This window comes from Pseudomonadota bacterium (genome assembly GCA_036339585.1).
In the GTDB taxonomy this organism is placed as follows: domain Bacteria; phylum Pseudomonadota; class Alphaproteobacteria; order UBA8366; family UBA8366; genus UBA8366.
On record JAYZAS010000011.1, the window covers coordinates 1 to 18,005 of the forward strand.

At 45.1% G+C, this 18,005-nt stretch carries 9 protein-coding genes and 1 pseudogene; 4 read left to right on the forward strand and 6 right to left on the reverse strand.

Features of this window, described 5'->3' with window-relative positions; all coding sequences use genetic code 11:
• Positions 1–5,263 (forward strand): cadherin-like domain-containing protein (locus VX941_08205; protein ID MEE2933390.1); only part of this gene is annotated, 5,263 nt, incomplete at its 5' end.
• Position 5,264: 1 nt separating this feature from the next.
• Here the strand turns inward: VX941_08205 and VX941_08210 are convergent.
• The 5 genes and pseudogenes from VX941_08210 to VX941_08230 all read right to left on the reverse strand — a co-directional run bounded on the left by VX941_08210 (position 5,265) and on the right by VX941_08230 (position 12,514).
• Positions 5,265–6,752, reverse strand: a complete 1,488-nt coding sequence (locus VX941_08210) for a tetratricopeptide repeat protein (protein ID MEE2933391.1) — start codon at positions 6,750–6,752, stop codon at positions 5,265–5,267.
• 2 nt (positions 6,753–6,754) lie between these two features.
• Positions 6,755–8,143, reverse strand: coding sequence for an HlyD family type I secretion periplasmic adaptor subunit (locus VX941_08215; GenBank protein MEE2933392.1), 1,389 nt, complete (start codon positions 8,141–8,143; stop codon positions 6,755–6,757).
• Between the two features lies 1 nt (position 8,144).
• Complete coding sequence (locus VX941_08220; GenBank protein MEE2933393.1) at positions 8,145–10,343, reverse strand: type I secretion system permease/ATPase; 2,199 nt, start codon at positions 10,341–10,343, stop codon at positions 8,145–8,147.
• A 128-nt stretch (positions 10,344–10,471) separates the two neighbouring features.
• Positions 10,472–12,142 (reverse strand): glutamine--tRNA ligase/YqeY domain fusion protein, encoded by a 1,671-nt coding sequence (locus tag VX941_08225; GenBank protein ID MEE2933394.1) that lies wholly within the window; start codon positions 12,140–12,142, stop codon positions 10,472–10,474.
• Between the two features lie 66 nt (positions 12,143–12,208).
• A pseudogene (locus tag VX941_08230) lies at positions 12,209–12,514 on the reverse strand (hypothetical protein).
• A 309-nt stretch (positions 12,515–12,823) separates the two neighbouring features.
• Between VX941_08230 and sthA the strand changes: the two are divergent.
• Together sthA and VX941_08240 are read left to right on the forward strand one after the other, a co-directional pair.
• Positions 12,824–14,365 (forward strand): Si-specific NAD(P)(+) transhydrogenase, encoded by a 1,542-nt coding sequence (gene sthA / locus VX941_08235; GenBank protein ID MEE2933395.1) that lies wholly within the window; start codon positions 12,824–12,826, stop codon positions 14,363–14,365.
• Between the two features lie 133 nt (positions 14,366–14,498).
• Entirely contained in the window at positions 14,499–16,100 is a 1,602-nt protein-coding gene (locus VX941_08240; GenBank protein ID MEE2933396.1) for a hypothetical protein, read from the forward strand.
• A 27-nt stretch (positions 16,101–16,127) separates the two neighbouring features.
• On the opposite strand, the gene VX941_08245 is transcribed toward VX941_08240, so the two are convergent.
• Positions 16,128–17,225, reverse strand: a complete 1,098-nt coding sequence (locus VX941_08245) for an HlyD family secretion protein (protein ID MEE2933397.1) — start codon at positions 17,223–17,225, stop codon at positions 16,128–16,130.
• 248 nt (positions 17,226–17,473) lie between these two features.
• On the opposite strand from VX941_08245, the gene VX941_08250 reads away from it, so the two are divergent.
• Entirely contained in the window at positions 17,474–17,899 is a 426-nt protein-coding gene (locus VX941_08250; GenBank protein MEE2933398.1) for a rhodanese-like domain-containing protein, read from the forward strand.
• Positions 17,900–18,005: the final 106 nt, after the last annotated feature.

Here is an 18,005-nt window from a genome sequence, read left to right on the forward strand (position 1 = left end):
CGATAATCTTGAAGTTACTGCTGTGGGAGACGCCGTCAACGGTGTTGTCGTTATGTCCGGCGACACCATAACTTTCACGCCATTTGCTGATTACAGCGGACCCGCCAGTTTCACATATACAGTATCCGATGGTCAGGGTGGTAAGGATGTCGGGTCTGTCTCGCTTAATGTCAACGCAGTTGCGGACACTCCAATTTTGAGAACTCAGGTCGCTGTCGGTGAAGCAGGACAATCAGTCAAATTGGATATCGGTGTTGTTAGTGGTGATTTAGATTCATCGGAAACACTCACTTTGGATATTGCAGGTATTCCCTTGGGTTGCTCCTTAAGTGCAGGTAAGGATCGTGGAGAGGGGATCTGGCGCGTTTCATCAACTGAGATCGAAGATTTAAAACTTATTTTAAGTTCTGAATCATCAGGAAATTTTGATTTATCTCTTACTGCAATGGCTGCTGATGGGGTCAGTACCGCAACCTCAACGGCGTCCTTGAAGGTTTTTGCGATGCCAAAGGGTGTCGCAGTCCCCACAAGGTCACAAATATTTGGCAGTGATGATCCGGGTATCCTATTTGGCACAGCAGGGTCTGACTTGATTGTCTCCCAAGCTGAAAAAGACTTTATCCTGGGTGGAAGAGGAGACGACTTACTTCTCGTTGATGGTAGCGACATCATGAACGCAGGGAAAGGTATGGATACGGTATTTCTTACAGATGACAATGCTGTTGATTGGAACATTCGCAAGCTTGGTGTTGAGCGTTTTTATTCGGGCGCCGGCGATGACAAAATCTTTGGTAGTAAAAAACAAGAAGTTATTTCGGGTGGCAGGGGTAATGACCGGTTAGAAGGCTCGGGCGGTGATGATACGTATATCTTTAATCGGGGTGACGGACATGACACAATTGCAGATTATTTTGGAACAACTGTGCTTAAAGCCTCGTGGCGGTGGGTCACTTATACAATTTCCGATGGTGAGGGTGGGGTCGAGACCGAACGGATACGCGAGAGAATCAATAAGTGGGTTGATGCAAGCGCTGACGCTGGCAATGATAATCTTAGCTTCGGTGAGGGTATTGAATTAGAGGATCTGGTTATCCAGAGGGTTGGCACTGACCTCTTGATTGGCATAAGGAATCCAAATGAACCTGATATCCCACTTGAGAAATTTTCAGATCTTATCCGGATAGAAAACTGGAAAGATAAGTTTGATCGGGTTGAAACTATAAAATTTAAGGATGGATCAACTCAAGATATTTCTGGGCTTGGCCAGGGTTCTGGTGAATGGCAAAGTGGTGGAGACGGCGATGATGTCATAGCCGGTGGAGCTGGAGATGATGTTCTGTCGGGCGGCGCTGGCCAAGATCAATTATTTGGAAAAGGAGGCAATGACCAACTCTATGGCGGCGATGGCAATGACAGGCTGGATGGCGGTGCGGGCAATGACAGGCTTGGGGGGGGAGCCGGCCGGGATCTATTGATAGGAGGCAGTGGCGATGATCTGTTGATCGGTGGTGATGAAGTTGTCGCTGCATTTGATCATCGCAACCGTGCAGACTATCGAGATGCTACCGGTGGAATAGATGCCAAACTGTCAGCAACTGCGACAGTAAATGGTGATAGTTCAGTTGGTACTGACACACTGGTCCGTATTGACCACGTAATTGGCTCGGAGTTTGACGATGTATTTGTTGCTGATAAAAGATTCAGAGATGTTGCCGGCGGCAAGTCGATTAGGATTGAAGGCCGCGGTGGTGATGACACTATTATTGGAAATGGTTCTACAAAAGCGTTTTATAAATCGGCTAAAGCTGCAGTAACCGTCGATCTGGAGGCCGGGATTGCCCGAGGCACCGATGCGGGTGATGTAGCCGATGTTGGCACGGATACATTATCTGGCATCGATCGGATAGTTGGATCTGACTTTGATGATACGCTTCTGGGTAGTGAAAACTATTATCGTGAGGAGTTCCAAGGCAATGCAGGCGATGACTATATTGACGGGCGCAGTGGGGGAGACCGAGCTTCTATACGTAGGGCCTCCTATCTCATGGATGACGACGGCATCATTGCTAATCTTTCATCAAGCGCAGTGACGATTGGGGGTGAAACGGTTGCTGCAGGGACTGTCCGAGATGGTTTTGGCGACATTGACACCTTGATGAACATTGAAAGTCTTCGTTCTTCACTACATGACGATGTGCTGATTGGCAGTGATAAAGACAACAGTTTCCGCATTGAAGGTGGGAGCAATACAGTTGATGGCGGTCTCGGAACTGACCGTATAAATTACAAGACCCGACAGGCTGGCAGTGTAACTGTGGACTTGGATGCTGGCACTGCGGCCAATGCCCTTGGTGGTACTGACACTTTAACCTCCATTGAGGATGTTCGTGGCTCCAGATTCGACGACGTTATAACTGGTGACAGTAACGATAACCGCCTTGATGGGGGTGACGGAGACGACGTTATTAAAGGCGGGGCGGGTAATGACCAACTCTATGGCGGCGACGGCAATGACAGGCTTGATGGTGGTAGCGGCAATGACAGGCTTGAGGGGGGAGCCGGCCGGGATCTGTTGATAGGAGGCAGCGGCGATGATTTGTTAATTGGCGGTGATGAGGTTGTCGCTGCATTTAATAACCGTAGCTTTGTAGATTATCAAAATGCTGCGGGTGGGATTAAAGCTAGTCTTTCAGAAACTTCAACAGTAACGGGTGACAGTTCTGTTGGTACAGATACGCTAGTCCGTATCGATGGCATCAAAGGCTCAGAGTTTGATGATGTGTTTGTCGCTGATAAAAGTTTTAGAGATGTTGCTGGCGGTAAGTCGATCCGGATTGAAGGCCGTGGTGGAGATGACACCATTATTGGAAATGGATCTACGAAAGCGTTCTACCGTTCGGCAAATGCAGCGGTGACCGTAGATCTGGCGACGGGAGTTGCTCAAGGCACCGATGCGGGGGATGTCGCCGGCATCGGTACGGATACCTTGTCTGGCGTCGATCGGATAGTCGGATCTGGTTTCGATGATACGCTTCTGGGCAGTGACATTGATGACAGAGAGGAATTCAGCGGCGGTGCAGGCGATGACTACATTGATGGGCGCGGCGGGTGGGATCGTGCGTCTTATTTGATGGATGATGCTGGTGTTATAGCCAATCTTTCATCAAGTGCAGTGACGATCGCGGGAGATACGGTTGCTGCCGGAGCGACCCGAGATGGGTTTGGTGACATTGACACTTTAGTGAATATTGAAAGTCTTCGCTCGTCACTACACGACGATGTATTGATTGGCAGTGATGGAGATAATGATTTCCGCATTGAGGGTGGCAGCAACATAGTTGATGGCGGCCTCGGAAGTGATCGAATTGATTACAAAACTAGACAGGACGGTGGCGTAACCGTGGACCTGGATGCGGGCTCCGCAACTAATGCGCTGGGGGGCACCGACACATTAACCTCCATTGAGGATGTTCGTGGCTCCAGGTTCGACGACGTTATAACTGGTGACAGTAACGATAACCGCCTTGATGGGGGTGACGGAGACGACGTTATTAAAGGCGGGGCGGGTAATGACAGGCTTGAGGGGGGCAGTGGCAATGATGGTGCTGTGTACGCTGGGAGCTACAAAAATTACAGCATTCAGACAGGAAACGACTCCAGAGGTCTCAAAACCTTAACGGTAACTGATCTTTCAGGTAATGAAGGAGTGGATGTATTAACTGGAGTTGAAAAACTTTATTTTTCAGACCAAGCAATCGATGTTGTTAATTTCATTGAAGGTATTAACGTTAATGGTAACGTTTCCGTATTAGAATCGGACGGTGGTTCAATAATATATAGCGGTGATGGTGCGGATAATGGGGCTGAAGTAATTATAACCGATCTATTGCTCGATGGTGCTAGGGAAGTCGAATTTCGCAATCTACAAATTAAGTTTAGCGGAAATATTACTATCGAAGATAATGCTTCCCTAAAAATGACGGACTCTGTTTTTGATATCGAAATGGACTACCGCAACCAATACGATTTAATTGTAAAGGACCACGGGACACTCCAGGTAGACAATCTCGTCGTGCCGACATCAAGAGAAATGACAAGATGGCAGCACAGGGATAATGCTACGATCAATATAAATGGAATGCGCACGCCGGAGCAGGGTCAATGGATGCCGATTTGGCAAATAATGTCCGATAACGTAACTTATACCGCAGACAATTCTGATATAGGAGTCACGGCAATTGCATCAGCGAACGACGACGGTGTGGTAACCACGAATGGCACAATGGCTATCACTAATTCTGATCTAAATGTAGAGTTGGCATTGCCTGTTGGATCCCGGACCATAACACTGCCTGATGCAAATACTAGGGTATCAAGCTGGTCAATCGATACCGGTATTGATATTGACGTTGTTAACAGCAATTTGGGCAGGGTTGATTTTGACGTTACCCCAGGCGCTCATATTACGTTGCAAGATAGTTCCAATATCCATTTTGGTTGGGCGATGGGCTTTCGACAGTCTATTGAGGGAGAGGCACCATCTGCAACGATAAGTGGCTTGAAAGGGAATGGGGCTTATTATGCTGAATCAACATTTGAGAATGGTAGTTCATCATTGACCCTTATTAATTCATCTGTTGCGGCGTGGTGGCCAACCACATATGGTGACTTCGATCTTACAGTTGATGGCGGAACTTTGATCGATCCGATAGCGCATGATAACTCAAAATTACAAATAGACAATTCTGACCTTCTATATCTAGAAGCCCAAGAAAATGCTTTGGCAGTGTTAACCAATTCACGAATAAGTGAACAGGTATTGGCAACAGGCAGTGGTCAGATAGAAATAATAAGTTCAGAGGTAGCGCTCGGCTCATTTCAAGGATTTCATGCTGTCGATCAGGGCGAGCTGACTATTGACGATACACCTTATACGTCCAGGGATGGCCGCTTTGGCGATGTTTCGCATCGTCGGGGAGAACGCGGTAGTTATGTCAGTGCTAAGGAAGCTGTTGCTACTGGTGTTGCATATCCATCTGTCAATGTTGAAGTTGATTCTCTCTTCGTTGATGCAAATGACACAGTCATACAAAGTTTATCAAATGAGAACGAAACAGTTCCAAGCGTGGCCCCAGACAAGGTGGTACAAAAATTTGTAGAGGCAATGGCCGGGTTCAACCCGGGCGATAGCGTAGTCCAAGACGAGCTTCCAGATACGCCAGACCAATCGCCATCAGCGTTTGGTTTATTATCGGAAGGCTAATTTACCCGTATATCAGACTAAACCTATCGCGGTGTAGCTGCTCATGTTTTTTTGCAATTGAGATTCGAGTTTCGCGGTCAGTCTCTTTGCCAAACGGACAAACAGCCATATTAGCTAATCCGTCAAAGGTCATTTTTTCGGTGCCATCACTATTAAAAATTCGGTTATATGTAGGGCCTCGTTCAATCTCAGAAAGCCAAAGCTTTGCATTGTCATCTAAAATTAAATCGAGTGCGACAAACTTTGGCCCATATCCATGGTGGATGTTCGTCGGCGTGTGCTGATCGAAAAAATTTGTAGCGACCATTGCTTCAATTAATGTTTGAGCTATGACGCAAACCTGGTTCCATATTTCTGTTGGCTGGAGTCCCTCTTTTTCAAGGTGCATAAATAGCTGATCAATTGTCCACCAGCCCTTTTTGCCAATATCGGATGCGAGAGCATCCTTAAGGTCTTTTCGATGGCGATCCGGCCGGGTATGCTCGGTATGAACTGAAGTTAAATGAAAACTTTCAGGGTCGGTAGTATATTTACGGAGCGCAATCTTTGCCGTGCCTCCCCGAAACAAATAAGCGCGAACGGGGTTGTAAGAGCTTACTAAAAGGTAGGTGCGCATCGCAAATTTACGACCCTTTATTAGGTATGGATTGGCAATATACTCTTGCACAATCCAATTTGGCTCAGCCTTAAGCAAGCTGAGATCGCTTATGAGGTGGGTACCAATTGAAGCGCTAAGTGTGGTAGATTTGACAATCCATATGGGATTTTTTTTGAGCTTGCTATCATCTTTCAATAGGTGTGTATCTTGCGGAATTATGTAGCTTTTTGGCAAAAAATTAGGCAAGCGGCGTTTAGCTTTTGAGGCCCAGGATCGAGTTGAGGTGATAAAGTTGTCTTTATCTGCCCAAGCTTTCCATCCAGCATAATCATAATTTTGATGAAACGTAACCAAGTCAATTTTACTCTCCGGATATCTACTAAATCCTTTTTGAATTTGTCTAACATACTGTTCTGCGGCAGCATTACCCCCGCGGTCACGTTCTGCAGCCATTAGCCCGTAGAGTAAACTAGCGTTCGTAGGTGCAAAATCCATCACCCTTTGGTAGCGGTGAATAGCTTCTTCTGGGTCACCTGCTCGATGCAGTGAAAGTGCCCCTAAAAGGGATGGTAGAATTGAATTAGTTCCTGCCGCTTCTGCCGCTCGATCATAAAACTTTAGCGCCTGGTCGGGTTGACCTAATTCACTGAAGCAAATGCCGGCATTGAACAAAGCCGGATGAGCACTGTTCTCCAGTTCATAGGTTTTTTCAAATGTCAGTGCGGCATCATGATGCCGGTTAAGTAACTTATATATACTAGCAAGAAAGAAATGAGACTCTGCATCTGCGGGATTTTCATTTACGAGTCTTTCTGCCTCCTCCATCGCATCAAAGGGGCGAAAAGGAAGAACTTGGTCCTTAAGTTGTTCTATCTTTTCAGTGGTGTTCATCCCTACCTCTCTCGTAAGGCCTCTGATTGGTAGCGAAGAAGTGGTGCCATTAGAAATTCAATTATGCGTCTTTTGCCGGTTTTAATTTCAACAGTTACTGCCATGCCAGGTGTAAGTGGTATATCTTTTCCATCTGCTCGGATCGTAGCTTTGCTGAGCTTAATGCGGCTGGCGTAAACGAGTCCGAGGTCTTTATCTTGAATGGCATCGCCGGATAAAAATTTAAGGTTGCCTTTGATTGTCCCATATTTTGTAAATGGAAAACTTTCTACTTTCACCTCCGTCTCTTGTCCAGCATGTACAAATCCTTTGTCTTTATTCAACACCATTGCCTCTGCTTCTAATTGGGTCCCTTTTGGCACAACTAACATTAGTATTTGTGCTGGCTGGACTACACCACCAACCGTGTAAACATTTAGTTGCTGCACTGTCCCGTCGGTTGGTGCTGAAAGTTGTTGCATATTTTCTCGTTTTTCTGCTGTTCTCATTTGGAGTTCGGCCGCATTCATTTTATTCCTTGCTTCGACCATCTGCGTGAGTGCATCACGTCGAGCATCGGCTGCAAGTTGATCCCGCTGTTTCGCCGCCGAGATCATCGCTGCTTCCGCTTCAACCACGCGATGGCGTTGAATTATCAAATTTTGTTTTTGCTCAATCAGGCTTTGTTTTACCTCGAGCCATTGGCGACGCGGAGCATTTCCGGTGCGGATTAGCCGTGCCAAAGCAGCCTCCCTCTCGCGTACCAAGGGTATTGTACCCTCAAGTTTTGCAATTTCTGCTAATATTGCAGCTCGTTCGGCTACTCTGCGAGAGTATTCTGCATCATAGGCTGCCGTCTTAGCTTCGTAAGCAAGGATATCCGATTTTAATTTCTCTCGATGCATGCTCACTAGGTGCGCTGGTGCGTTTTCTGGAGGAATAAAATCAGGAGGGGTTTTGTCAAGTGCACGCAGGTTAGCCTCCAACCGCCTGAATTCAGCAGTCGAAGCTATGAACTCGCGAAGTACCTGTCCTCTATCCACCTCGCTTTCCGTGGGATCTAACTCTATGAGAAGGTCCCCTTTTTTCACTTCTTGTCCGTCTTTAACATGGATTGCACGCACAACCCCGATTTCTAGCGGTTGTATTGTTTGTATGCCACCGATTGGAATAATCTTACCCGTAGCAACGGCAACGATGTCGACCTTGCCCACGATTGACCATATAATGATAATAATAAAGAAGGCTGATAGCGATAATGCTACTGACCGTGCCGCAGGTGATGCAGGTCGCTCCATGACCTCGATAGCTGATGGCATGAAAGCAAGTTCATCCTCACCGGCTTTATTTTCTCGGCGTGCATTCCACCAGTCGAGCACGTAAACTTTTATCTTTTCAAATGCACCTTTCATTTCAACTCTTTTCAGAATCTATGCTGCTCTCTTGGGGAACAGAAGCACCCATTTGGAGTGCATGTAATTTCGCGTACCTGCCACCACGAGAAATCAATTCCTTATGAGTTCCTTGCTCTGTAATTTCACCCGACTCAATCGTTACAATTCGATCTGCGTCCCGTACTGCCGAGAGCCTGTGTGCTATAATCATTACCGTCCGGCCTTTACAAATATCACGCATATTTTTTTGAATGGCGACCTCTGACTCATAATCCAACGCGCTCGTAGCCTCATCAAAAATAAGTATTCGTGGATTACTTACCAGGGCGCGTGCAATTGCAATTCGCTGGCGTTGGCCGCCTGAAACCGTATTGCCGCGTTCCCCAATTTCAGTATCGTAACCTTCAGGAAGCTCTAAAATGAAATCATGAGCGCCTGCTAACTTAGCTGCTGCTACAACACGTTCCATAGTCATTCCAGGATCCGAAAGTGCGATATTATCGCGAACTGTCCTATTGAAAAGCACATTTTCCTGAAGAACGACCCCTATCTGCCGCCTTAGCCATGAGGTATCAATCATTGCTAAGTCAGTTCCATCAACGAGCACGCGACCACTTTCAGGCAGATATAGTCTTTGCACGAGTTTAGTGAGTGTGCTTTTCCCAGACCCGGAGGGACCAACGATACCGATAATTTCACCGGCCTTTACAGTCAAACTAACTCGTCGCAGCACCTCTGGTCCATCGTTTTTGTATCGAAATATAACATCTTCGAAGCTTATAAAACCCTTTATCTGGGGCATGGTTGCACGATTTATGTTTTGGCGTGGTTCCGTAGGTGTATTGAGAATGTCGCCAAGCCGGTCAACTGAGATCCGAGCCTGCTGGAAGTCCTGCCAAAGATTAGCAAGGCGCAAAATTGGTCCGATTACTCGTTGGGATAACATATTGAAGCCGACAAGCTGCCCGACAGTCAGGTCCCCTTCAACTACCATCAAAGCACCAAAATAGAGTGTTAATGCTAACGTAACTTTGCTAATTAATTGCGCCGTTTGCCCGGAAATATTTCCTAAGTGAGTTGTCTTGAAACTTGCACCAACATATCCTGCAAGTTGATCTTCCCATCGTCTTTGCATTTGGGGTTCGACGGCCATAGCCTTCAGTGTTTCTACGCCACTGACTGATTCTACCAAAAAAGCCTGATTTACAGCACCGCGTTGGAATTTTTCCTCTATTCGACGACGTAAGACCGGAGTGACTAATATTGAAAGAAGGACATAAAATGGTATCGAAGATAAAACGATCCAAGTGAGCGTCGGGGAAAACATATACATCACTGCAAAAAAGACAAAGGTAAAGAAAAGATCAATTACCAATGTCAAAGACGAACCTGTTATAAAGTTTCTTATGTTCTCTAACTCACGAACTCTTGCGATAGATTCACCAGTTCTGCGAGCTTGGAAATAGGAGAGGGGCAATTTCAACAGATGATCAAACAACTTAGCACCCAGCTCTACATCCACTCTATTTGTAGTGTGGGAGAAAATATATGTACGCAAAAGGCCCAAAAGAACTTCAAAAACAGACACCACCAAAAGGCCAAACACTAATACATCAAGTGTGGTTAACCCTCGATGCACTAGGACTTTATCTATAATCACCATAAAAAAAAGTGGCGAAACCAAAGCAAAAACTTGTAAGAAAAATGAGGCGACTATCACCTCTGAGAAAATTCGCTTATATCGCAGCAGAACTGGTATGAACCAGGAAATATCAAATTTTCCGCCTTTTCCCAGTATTGGTGTACGTTGAGTAACAAGAATAACTTCCGCGTTCCAAATATTCTCAAACTCCTTACGGGAGAGGGTTTGTGGCTTGTTTGATGAGGGAGATTGTATAAGTATTTTATCTTCTGCAATCTGACCCAACACAAAAAAGTTACCGTTATGCGTCTGTGCTATAGCGGGCAAGCTGGTTTTTCGCAGACGGTCCCAAGTGGTTTTGATAGATCGAGATTTAAGGCCAAACTTTCGTGCTGCTCGTAAAACATCCTGCACTCCAAGCGGTTTTTCCGCCTCGCCAAACTCGTGACGTATAGCCTCAACGTCGCCCGGTATACCAAAAAACCTTAACAGGAGTACAAGGCATGCCGCTCCGGTGTCGATTTTCTGAGAGTCGGCTGGAGGTTTGATTTCTTTCCTATTGTTCGTCTCGGGCAAAAGTAATCTCCAAGTCTTAGCAACGGGTAAAAAGCGGCGTAAGCGAGGCCAAGCGTTGAAGCTTTAACGTATTATAATTGTAATGATAATAATAGCGGATCGTGATCCATTTTTGTGCTAGAGCGCATTCAATTGGCGTTGGCTTTTGTCCAGCTATCTCGAAGTGCAATTGTACGATTAAAGACAAGCTTTTCAGGCTTAGAATCGTAATCAACACAGAAATATCCATTGCGCTCAAATTGTATCGCATTACCAATAGCTGCATTTGCAAGGCTTGGTTCAATTTTACATCCATTAAGGACCTTTAGTGATCCAGTATCAATTTGATCCTCAACATTACCCTGTTTTCCGGGTTCTTCATCTGAAAAAAGGGGATTATATAAGCGTACTTCTGCCTCTACTGCATCCAACGCTGAAACCCAATGAATAACACCTTTGACCTTCCGCCCATCTGGCGCGCGCGCGCCCTTTGTTTTGGGGTCATAGCTACAACGTAATTCCGTCACATTCCCCATTTGATCTTTGACGATCTCCTTGCACTTAAGGTAGTAAGAAAACCGAAGTCGCACCTCGCGCCCAGGCGCCAACCTAAAAAACTTTTTTGGCGGGTCCTCCATGAAATCATCTCGCTCAATGTAAATTTCGCGGCTAAAGGTTAATGATCGATTTCCAGCACTTTCATCTCTTGGATTGTTTGATGCGGTTACTTGTTCCGATTTTCCAGGCGGGTAATTTTCAATAGTAACCTTCAGGGGTTTCAAAACTGCTAGTCGACGTTCTGCATGTTGATTGAGGTATTCTCGAATTTCAAATTCAAAGGCTGCTAACTCTACAACTCCCTCTCGTTTGGATACCGATAGCTTTGAAATAAAGTTTCTAATTGCTTCGGGTGGCACTCCCCGGCGTCGAAGGCCTGATAGTGTGGGCATACGGGGGTCATCCCATCCAGTTACATGGCCCTTATCAACCAATCGCATTAAATTACGCTTCGAAAGAACTGTGTGTGATATATTGAGGCGCGCAAATTCAAACTGCCTAGGTCGGGACGGTGTACGTAATTTTTCAAGTAGCCATTCATATAGTGGACGATGATCTTCAAACTCTAGCGTGCATATAGAATGAGTAACGTGTTCAATAGCATCCGACTGACCGTGCGCAAAATCGTAGGTGGGATAAATTCTCCATAGAGTACCGGTACGTGGGTGTGGAGTTCGTAAAATACGAAATAAAACTGGATCCCTCATGTTAATGTTACCCGAAGACATGTCAATTTTTGCACGAAGAACCTTTTCACCATCAGCAAATTCGCCGTTCTTCATTTTCTCAAAAAGTAAAACATTTTCTTCTCGCGTCCGGTTACGGCTTGGGCTTTCGCGTCCAGGTTCCGTAAGCGAGCCACGATACTCTCTTATTTCCTCTGGACTTAGGTCATCTACATAGGCATAGCCTGCTTTAATGAGACTAACAGCCATTTGATAGAGTTGGTCAAAATTATCGGAGGCGTAATAAAGGTGATCCCCCCAATCGTAACCCAGCCATTTAACATCTCTTTTTATAGCATCGATATATTTTTTATCTTCTTTTAATGGATTGGTGTCATCTAGTCGGAGATGACATCGGCCGTTGAATTGTGATGCAAGGTCAAAATTTAGACAAATAGCTTTGGCGTGCCCAAGATGAAGATAACCATTGGGTTCCGGTGGAAATCGCGTAACGACAGTTTCAGTTTTTTCTTCTCTGAGGTCATTCCGGATCTGTTCCAGTATAAAGTTATTAGGTAATGGATCTTCCTGGTTCATTTTTGTCTCTTCAATAAATTAATCTTGGTCAAAAATAAAATCTAACTTCAATGCTGATTCTGCTCATTACTCTCGTAAACTAAATAGTATGCCACCCGAGCCTCTGACACAAATGGCGGCGCCAATAATGTCCTACCAGAAAGGTGTCTGTTTTTTTACAATCCACAGCCAGACAAGAGAAGCGGCAATGTAAAACCTTCCGTATGCTGCGAATGCTTCACCCGCAAAGACGATATCGATCCGTGTGAGGGAATAGGCAAAGAGTATCAATAGACCTATTCCCAGCACTGCCCACTAGACAGACTTATCCAGTTTGAACCATGGGCAGATAGCGGAACAACCACCTATTTCTGCGACTGACGCTATTTTAATTTAGTGTAGTGCGACATTAGCAAACCATGCCAAGAAAGCCGAAAGAAAAGTTGTTCACAAAAGGATTACCACGTAAATAAGCAAGTCCTGCCTTGATTTTTAGAAATCTGTAAAAAATTGTATTAGGCTCGGTTGCAAAAATAACGTTTTTCTGCACTGTCAGGAAATATAAATGGTGAAATGACCAGAAGTTAAATAAAATACCAGCCCAGTCTGAATTGGATGGCATCCATTTGGGCATTGGAATGATATATGTTTGGCTGTAACGTGATGTCATTAGACTGAATAACATCGCAGGACGGTGCGGAGATGGCGAAAAGAAAAACCGAAAACAAGGCCACGAAGTTCTCCAACACAAAACAAAAAAGTGGTTTGGGGAAGGAAAACCAAAGTGTACCTCACTCATTTGATTATGATCTGTTGGTCATTGGTTCTGGTCCCGGCGGGCACCGTGCTGCGATACAAGCCGCGAAACTAGGTAAGAGAGTGGCACTGGCTGAGAAGAATGCAATGGTGGGGGGTGTATGCGTTCACACAGGAACAATACCTTCAAAAACCTTGAGAGAGGCTGCATTACACCTCACTGGTTATCAAGAGCGTTCAATCTATGGGGCCTCTTACACGGTTAAAGAAGACATTACTATGTCCGATTTACTGCGGCGGGCGCACTATGTCATTAATCATGAGCAAGATGTCCTTTGTCATCAGCTAAGGCGAAACAATATTGATATTATTGCTGGTGAGGCTCAGTTCCTGGATCCGCATACCCTCAATATAAGTGGTGCTAGTTCTAGTGCCAGCAGAACAATTACTGCAGACAACATACTTATTGCTACTGGTACAAAAACAGCGCGTGATAGAAAAATCGTATTTGATGGGGAATATATTTTTACATCCGATGATCTTCTAGACATACAGCATTTGCCAACCTCGATAACAGTGATTGGTGCGGGTGTAATTGGGCTGGAATATGCAACTATTTTTGCTGCGATTGGTGCTCGAGTGACACTTGTGGACTCGCGTCCGCGATTACTCGACTTCATAGATGCGGAAGTAATCGATACGCTCGTTTACCAAATGCGGCAGGATAGAGTTACTATCAGGCTTGGTGAGACAGTGTCCGCTGTCGAAACTTTTAAAGATGGGGACAAAACCAAAGTGAAAATTGCTCTGGACAGTGGGAAGGAATTTGCAACTGAGAAGGCGCTAGTCTCTGTAGGGCGCATGGGGGCGACAGAGTCATTGAATTTGGGTAAAGCGGGCATAGCTCCCGATGACCGTGGCAGACTTAAGGTCAATGATGAATATCGGACTGAAATGCCGCACATTTTTGCGGTAGGGGACGTCATTGGTTTCCCGAGCTTAGCATCTACTTCGAGAGAACAAGGACGGATAGCTGCTTGTCACGCTTTTGGTTATGAAACCGAATCCCTTTCATCTTTGTTTCCTTATGGCATTTATACGATTCCAGAAATTTCAGTTTGCGGAAAAACGGAGGAAGAGCTGACAGAGGCTGGCATGCCATATGAAATTGGGAAGGCTAGTTATAAAGAAATTTCACGGGGCCATATCATTGGTGACGAGCTTGGGTTTCTAAAGTTATTATTTCATTTGCAGACGCGTGAGCTGCTTGGTGTACATATTATTGGTGAAGGAGCCAGTGAATTAGTTCACATTGGTCAATCAGTGATGGGTGCTGGCGGTAAAATTGATCATTTTATTGACACAGTGTTCAATTATCCAACCTTAGCGGAATGTTATAAGACGGCAGCTTTTAATGGCATAAATCGTCTCGCGCAATTGCCACAAAGCGCAGATGTAGATAAGGATTCTTTGCCGGTCAGTATGTAGAAATGGCGAAGAGAGAATGAAGCATACCAGTTGCACTATGGGGAAAAAATGCTTCCATTCGTTTCGGATTGATGGCAGCGATTGCCATTGGAAAGGTCTGCAAGCCTCTTAGTAAAGAATTATCTGGGATATTATGTCTGTCGTAAAAAAATCTTCTGCTGAAATATTTTCGTATAATGCACTTCAACAAATTCCTCAATTATTGACATTGCAAGATCGTAATCCACACAGCCCGACATACGGATGCTTCGATCGTAATTTTTGGCAGTACCGACTGGTAGATTTTCCTACCGGGATGGCTCAAGAGTTTGTCTATCCATTGGCATTAGCTTACTCAACAAAACTCCCCGATAACCCTTATTTTGGCGACGAGGTACTCTGTGAATGGATCAAAGCCGGGATTTATTTTGCAGAAAAAAGCTCACATTCGGATGGCTCTTGTGATGATTTTTATCCTTACGAGAGGGCGGCTGGTGCAGCAGCCTTTTCACTTTTTGGATGTTTAGAGGCGTATCATTTACTTCAACTTAAAGATGGCCAATTGGAAAACTTTTTCGCTCGTCGAGGCCGTTGGTTGGCTGAGCACCCTGAAAGTGGCAAGTTAAGTAATCACGAGGCTCTTATAGTGTACTGTCTTTATTTGCTCTCTCAGAGGTTCGAAGGTTTAGGTCTTGCTCACGATTATCGAGAGCGTCTAGATCGTCTTCTTTCATGGCAGCACAAAGAGGGATGGTTTGTTGAATATAATGGCTGTGACCTTGGATACCAAACGCTTACAATTGCAATGCTTGCTCAGCTTTACGATGAGAGCAGAGAAGGGGGACTTCGAGAGCCCTTAGAGCGTGCGATAACTATGACAGCTCAATTTATGCATCCAGACGGCAGCTTTGGTGGTGAATATGGAAGCCGAAACACATATAATTACTTTCCGCATGGGTTTGAAATTGCAGGCAAATGGTTGCCAGAGGCACTCGAGCTAAATGATCGTTTTGCAATAGCCCTTCAATCGGGTCGAGCACCATGTTACTCCGATGACCATATGATTGCTCATCATATGTGGAGTTATTTGTTAGCCGCTCGCTATCACATTTCAACCCGCAATCAGACGGGTTTTAGTCAAAAGAGGAGGTCCTATTATAAGGGGGCCGGCCTACTCGTAGATAGACGTGACGAGATGGATTTATACGTAGCGCTTAATAAAGGCGGCAGCTTCAAATTATTTCGGGATGGTGAGTTTATTGCCTCGGACACACAGGTTTCTTTGAAAATGCGCGACGGTTCCACAGCAGTTTGTCATCATATCGATGAATACGCCATCGATGTCGGAGTTGATTACGTCGAGATCTCTGGTAATGCCGGTTGGGCAAAACAGAAGCTAATGCTCCCATTGGATAACATAATACTGCGCACTTTTATGCTTACAGTTGGACGTTTTTTCCCTGGTGTTGTTCGACGACTGTTGCAGCAACTTCTAATAACATACAAGAGTGTTGCACCATTCCAGTTCTCTCGGCGTTTTGATTGGGAGGGTGGTGAATTGATTGTTACTGACTGCATAAGTGCTGCAAAATGGGATGATGTTATTTCTGCTGGATTGGGAGGGCATCAAACATCGATTTCCGTTGTGCAGAGCCGGCCATATCATCCCAGCCAACACCAACCTTGGCTTGATATTACTAAAAGAACTCGAAATTTAAAATCGGGCCAGGCCCTTAGGATTACCCGTAAATATTAGGCCAAAACGATTTGTATAATTGAAATATTACTTGCCAAGCCAGTTAAGTATGCTTCTTGCAAAACTTGGTATTGGGCGCTGATGTTTAGTGTCTATCTCAACGATGACACTCATCCCAGCGCGCAGTTTCGGCTCACCACTCTGATCTGCTATTGCTAAGCGTACAGGGATACGTTGAACGACTTTTACCCAGTTACCTGTAGCATTCTGTGGCGGTAGTATTGAAAATTCTGCTCCCGTTGCGGGGCTTATGCTGGATACCTCTGCTTGCCACGTTTTATCGGGATAAGCGTCAACGGTAATCTTAGCAGTCTGTCTAACTCGCACATGTGTTAACTCGGTTTCTTTGAGATTTGCCTCTATCCAAACTTTGTCTGCTCCGACAATACTGAATACTGGCTTTCCTGCAACAACATACTCACCAGTTTGCAAATCATGCTTTGTTACGTACCCTGAGACTGGGGCTGCAATCTCTGTGTCTTCTAAATTGAGTGTAACGCGTTCTAAACGTGCCTTCGCTTCAAGGACGCGGGGATGAGACTCTACATCCAACTCGGGGTCCCCGCCAAGTTTTGCAAGCATATGTCCGAGTTCTTGGCGAATGCCGTCTGCCCGACCACGAGCTCGTTCCATGTTCGAGCCTGCGGCGTCGAAGCGGTTCTGTGTCACAACTCCGCGTTTAAGAAGTAATACGCGCCGGTCGAATTCTTTTTTAAAAAATGCCGCAGATTTCTCGCCTTCTTTGAGTTCCTCAGTTTTATCGGCATAAAGCTTCTGCATTGTGGTGATGTCATTTCGGATTATCGCAAGTTCGGCTTTAATACCTTGCCGTTCAATAAGTAACGCTGATTTATCAAGGCTAAAAAGTAATTGGCCCATGGCGACATACTGATTTTCATTCACATGTATCTTTGAAACTCGTCCCGAAATGTCGGTGCTGATGGCTATCTTGTCAGCCTTTACGTAGGCATTTTCTGTGGATATTAAACGACCACCCGTCGCATAGTAAAAGGCACCGACCAAGAGTAATACCGCCGGTCCAAAGCATAGTAATGCTGCGCGCAAAAGCAAACGACTGCTGAAGCGGCTGGTAAAAAGGGGGATACGTTTAAGTAGTTCTGGCATTAAAAATCCTCATAGTTTCTAGCTATCGCACAAGCACTTTTTTATTTTCTTAAACGGGGTAACACAAGTATTTCAAAGGTCGCCGCATTTGATGTATTGCCGATACTGTAATTTAATGAGATCGGATCAAACTACCCACGGCAGTTATCCCATATTAGTTCGCATTCAGAAAATTGTGTGACCGTTTTAACTGCTTCTGCCATAATCTGCTATAACTTTGTCACAAATTGTATGCACTGGGTTAAACTATGAATGGTAAGAAATATGCTGGGGATATTACTTTGGCCGACGCTTGGAGCGATTTAGGTGGTGATGCAAGAGCTGTTTTAATTGACGTACGGTCTGACGCAGAGTGGGAGTATGTAGGCATTCCCTGTTTAAAAAAGCTTAATAAAGAACCCATTTTTGTGGCTTGGGCAAACTACCCTAGTAATATGCGAAATAACAACTTTGTTGATGATGTAAAAATTGCCGTTCCAGAAACCGACCAAAAGATATTGTGTCTGTGCCGTTCGGGACAACGTTCAATCGCGGCAGCCATAGCTTTGACAGTCGCAGGATACACCAATGTTTTTAATATTCTCGAGGGCTTTGAGGGAGATAAAAATGAAAGTGGCCAGCGAGGGTTTCTAGGAGGTTGGAGGATGCGCGGCTTGCCGTGGCGCCACAGATGAAATCTGATTTTTTTAAACAACGTTATGCACTTTTTAAAAAGTAAAATCACTGGAAGCAAAATTTAACATTGAGAATACCGATTGGTTTTCGAAGCCTGTTTACAGT

Bases quoted from the DNA above. Each gene is read 5' to 3' on its own strand.
- VX941_08225 (MEE2933394.1), bottom strand. From the start codon at position 12,142: ATGAACCAGGAAGATCCATTACCTAATAACTTTATACTGGAACAGATC.
- VX941_08245 (MEE2933397.1), bottom strand. From the start codon at position 17,225: ATGCCAGAACTACTTAAACGTATCCCCCTTTTTACCAGCCGCTTCAGC.
- VX941_08215 (MEE2933392.1), bottom strand. From the start codon at position 8,143: ATGAAAGGTGCATTTGAAAAGATAAAAGTTTACGTGCTCGACTGGTGG.
- sthA (MEE2933395.1), top strand. From the start codon at position 12,824: ATGGCGAAAAGAAAAACCGAAAACAAGGCCACGAAGTTCTCCAACACA.
- VX941_08240 (MEE2933396.1), top strand. From the start codon at position 14,499: ATGTCTGTCGTAAAAAAATCTTCTGCTGAAATATTTTCGTATAATGCA.
- VX941_08250 (MEE2933398.1), top strand. From the start codon at position 17,474: ATGAATGGTAAGAAATATGCTGGGGATATTACTTTGGCCGACGCTTGG.
- VX941_08210 (MEE2933391.1), bottom strand. From the start codon at position 6,752: ATGAACACCACTGAAAAGATAGAACAACTTAAGGACCAAGTTCTTCCT.